The following is a 3,324-nucleotide window of genomic DNA, read 5'->3' as shown; positions in this document are numbered from 1 at the left end:
ATCATCTCCGCCGTCAGCCCCCGGCTCACCCAGCGGATGGCGTCCCCGTCGTGGTTTTCCGCCAGCAGCCACTCCCGCAGCTCAGACACCGTCCAGTTCTTGATTTGGTCATAAATTGTTTCGTTCACATCGTCTTGGATAATGCGGGTGACCTCGTCCTCCTCATAGGGGACGGCGGGGTGGTTGCGCAGATCGGCCAGGGTCAGGTTGGCCACCACAACCTTGGCCGCCACCCGCTCCTCGGCATTTTCGGCGGCGATGCCCGCCAGCCGGTCGCCCGACTTCTCCTCATTGGCTTTGGCCAGGGCATCCTTTACCGACTTGAATTCATAGACATGCCCCAGCAGCTTGGTTTTGAGTATCATGTGATCGCTCCTTTGCGGCTACGATTTGTGAAATGCGAGGGTCTTGATCACAACGGGTAATACCGCGCCACCGGCCACCGGGGCGCCGATGTCCAAATAGTCCCCGTTGTCCATTCCCACCCCGTCCAGGCAGAGAACGGGGCCGGGGCGCAGGGCGGCCATGGCCTGGCCCAGTACCTTGGCCTGGTCGGCTTCCACCGCCACCACGGGGAGAAAGCCCGCCCGGAGCAGGGGCTCCAGGCCCTGAATAATCCCCCGGGCCAGCTCCTGAATCCGAGTATAGCCGGGGTTTGCCTCCCCCCGAAGGGCCAGGGCCAGCTGGGTCAGCCCGCCCTGGTCGGCGTACCAGATCAGTTTGTCCCGGATGGCCGCCGCCAATTCCTCCGCCGAACCCTGTTCTTCCCTGGCGGACAGCTTGAGAATGGGGAGGTTTTTCAGGGGAAAGGGGATCTCCCGGTAGAAAATGGTGGAGCCGGACACATCGGTGGCGTGGCTGCCCGCCCCCACCACCGTGGCCCGGATGGTCTCCCCGCCCCGGTACCGCTCCACCCCCCGGAAGGCCGGAGAGGCGGAGATGGCCCGACCCAGCAGCACCCCGATGTCCCCGTAGGCCAGCCAGTGGGACGGGGGGTGCTCTATGCAGTCGGCCACACCGCCGGAAAAGGAGACCACCGGGACAGGCTCCGGTGTCCAGCTTGTCCCCTGGGTGAGGAGGGCGTCCAGCCTGTCCCGGCCGGGCCGCAGCCCCGCCGCCTGCTCCAGGGCCTCCACCATGGTCTGGATGACTGGTCTCAGCTGCTCCGGCGAAGCCGGCGCTCCAACCGAAGGGACCGGACACAGGCTGGCCCGCTGAAGTACCGGCGAGACATAGGTGACCAGCCCGCTGTCCGGGCTGATTTTGATAAGCCGTCCCCCCACGTCCAGGCAGCCGGTGGCCTCCAGCGTCCCCTGGGCGTATCGGGCCAGGTTGGAGGTGCCGCCGCCGATATCAAAGTGTAATACCGTAGTATGATGCTCCCTGGAGTATTCATCCGCGCCCGCTCCCCGGGCGGCCAGAATGGACTCCAGGTCCGGCCCGGCGGTGGCCACCACGAAATCCCCGGCAAAGCGGGACAGGGCGGAGAGCACCTCCCGGGCATTTTCCTTCCGGGCGGTCTCTCCGGTGATGATGACCGCGCCGGTGTCCACCTGAGCGGGGGAGAACCCGGAGCGGCGGTATTCCTCCTCCACAATCTCCCGCACCCCGGCCGCGTCAATGACGGTGTCGGACAGCAGAGGGGTGAAGTGGATGGCGGAGCGGTAAAGCACCTCCCGCCCGGCGATGGCCACCCTGGGTACGGTAAAGGGGGCGGCCCGGTTTTCCAGGGTGAGCCGGGAGAGAATGAGCTGAGTGGTGCTGGTTCCGATGTCGATGCCCACCGACAGCAGCGCTTCTCCCATCAGACCAGCTCCTTCAAGATGGCCGTTACCTCCTCCCCGGTGGCGGGGCGGGGGTTGGCGGGAGTACACCGGTCGGCCAGGGCGGCGGCGGCAATGGCTTCGGCATCGGAGCGCACGGTTTTTCCCTCCACTCCGCAGGCGGACAGCTTGGCGGGCAGCTTCAGCTGGCCCCGCAGCCGGTCCAGCCCGAACGCCAGCGCCCGCCAGGTGGGGGAGAGGCCGCACAGCCTGGCCAGCCTGCCGTACTTTTTGGCGGTGCCGGCCTCTGCGGCGTTGAAGCGGATGATATGGGGCAGCAGCATGGCGTTGAGCCGCCCGTGGGGCAGGTGGTATTTGCCCCCCAGGGCGTGAGCCATGCCGTGGCACAGACCCAGTCCGGCGGTGTTGAAGGCCAATCCGGCCAGGTTGGAGGCCAGCAGCATGTCCGCCTTGGCCGGGGCGGCGCCCTGGGCGGCAAAGGCGGCGGGCAGGTTTTCCCAGGCCAGGGTGAAGGCCTTTTCCGCCAGGGCGTCGGAGTAGGGGGTGGCCCGGGAGGCCACATAGGCCTCAGCCGCGTGGGTGAGCACGTCCATGCCTGTGTCTGCGGTCACGGCGGGTGGGATCTGGGCCAAAAAGGCCGGGTCCAGCACCGCCAGCTGGGGCAGCAGACTGTCGTCCACCAGGGGGTACTTTACGCCCTGCCGGCTGTTTGTGAGCACGGCAAAGGAGGTGACCTCCGAGCCGGTGCCTGCGGTGGTGGGGATGGCCCAGAGGGGGGGATGGAGGGTGGAGAAGTGGGCCATGGCCTTGGCGCAGTCCATGGCCGAGCCGCCCCCGAAGGCCACCAGGGCGTCGGGACGGAAGTCCTCCGTCCGGCGCACCCCCCGGGCCACCACCTCCAGGGGCGGGTCGGGGACCACGCCGGTAAAGGTGTCCACCGTGCAGCCCTCCAGCCGGGCGAGCACCTGCTCCAGCAGGCCCGAGCGGGCCAGAAATTCGTCGGTAACCACCAGCACCCGCCGCCCGGCCAGCTCCTTCAGCGCGTCCAGGGCGTCGGGTCCAAAGCAGACGGTGGTGGGAACGGAAAAACGCTCCATGGCTTTCCCTGCCTTTCCAGTGGGTTTGAGACAGGGTTAGTATGGGAGAAAGGGCAAAAAATATGTGCGGCCCAGGCCGCACGGCGCAAAAAATCTGAGAAGGGCATGCAGGGGACACACTTTAAATAAAGGAAAGGTTGTGTTATACTGAGTACAAACCAACTTGGAAAGCCAATTACGAAGGAAGGGTGAGAACATGAAAAAATGGATGAGTCTGCTTTTGTGCCTGGCCCTGGTTCTGGCCTGGCTGCCGGCGGGCGCTCCCGTGTCGGCGGCGGAGGCCAGCTCCCTCTTTGCCGGCGGCAGCGGCACGGCGGAGGACCCCTATCTGGTGTCCACGGCGGAGCAGCTAAAGGCGGTGAGCGGCTATTCCGGCACACACTTTTTGCAGGTCAATGACATTGACCTGGGCGATGCCTCCGTCACGCTCGGCATGTCCATCC

The 3,324-nt window shown here is 66.1% G+C and carries 3 protein-coding genes and 1 pseudogene; 1 reads left to right on the top strand and 3 read right to left on the bottom strand.

All coding sequences use genetic code 11. From position 1 onward, the window contains the following. The 3 genes from eutB to Q0J74_RS10845 all read right to left on the bottom strand — a co-directional run. The coding region (gene eutB, locus Q0J74_RS10855) for an ethanolamine ammonia-lyase subunit EutB (RefSeq protein WP_297214512.1) at positions 1-365 on the bottom strand (365 nt) is incomplete at its 3' end. An 18-nt stretch (positions 366-383) separates the two neighbouring features. Continuing rightward, entirely contained in the window at positions 384-1,805 is a 1,422-nt protein-coding gene (locus Q0J74_RS10850; RefSeq protein ID WP_297214509.1) for an ethanolamine ammonia-lyase reactivating factor EutA, read from the bottom strand. Next, positions 1,805-2,881, bottom strand: coding sequence for a 1-propanol dehydrogenase PduQ (locus Q0J74_RS10845; protein WP_297214507.1), 1,077 nt, complete (start codon positions 2,879-2,881; stop codon positions 1,805-1,807). The genes Q0J74_RS10850 and Q0J74_RS10845 overlap by 1 nt, the downstream gene beginning before the upstream one ends. Positions 2,882-3,077: 196 nt before the next feature. On the opposite strand from Q0J74_RS10845, the pseudogene Q0J74_RS10840 reads away from it, so the two are divergent. Then, positions 3,078-3,324 (top strand): annotated as a pseudogene (locus Q0J74_RS10840) (hypothetical protein); the annotation flags it as partial.

Origin of the sequence: uncultured Flavonifractor sp., from assembly GCF_944387675.1 — a bacterium.
Lineage (GTDB): Bacteria > Bacillota > Clostridia > Oscillospirales > Oscillospiraceae > Flavonifractor.
This window is presented reverse-complemented; position numbering and strand designations above follow the sequence as displayed.

Excerpts from the sequence above, each read along its gene's own strand:
- Q0J74_RS10850 (WP_297214509.1), bottom strand. The coding sequence starts at position 1,805 with ATGGGAGAAGCGCTGCTGTCGGTGGGCATCGACATCGGAACCAGCACC.
- Q0J74_RS10845 (WP_297214507.1), bottom strand. The coding sequence starts at position 2,881 with ATGGAGCGTTTTTCCGTTCCCACCACCGTCTGCTTTGGACCCGACGCC.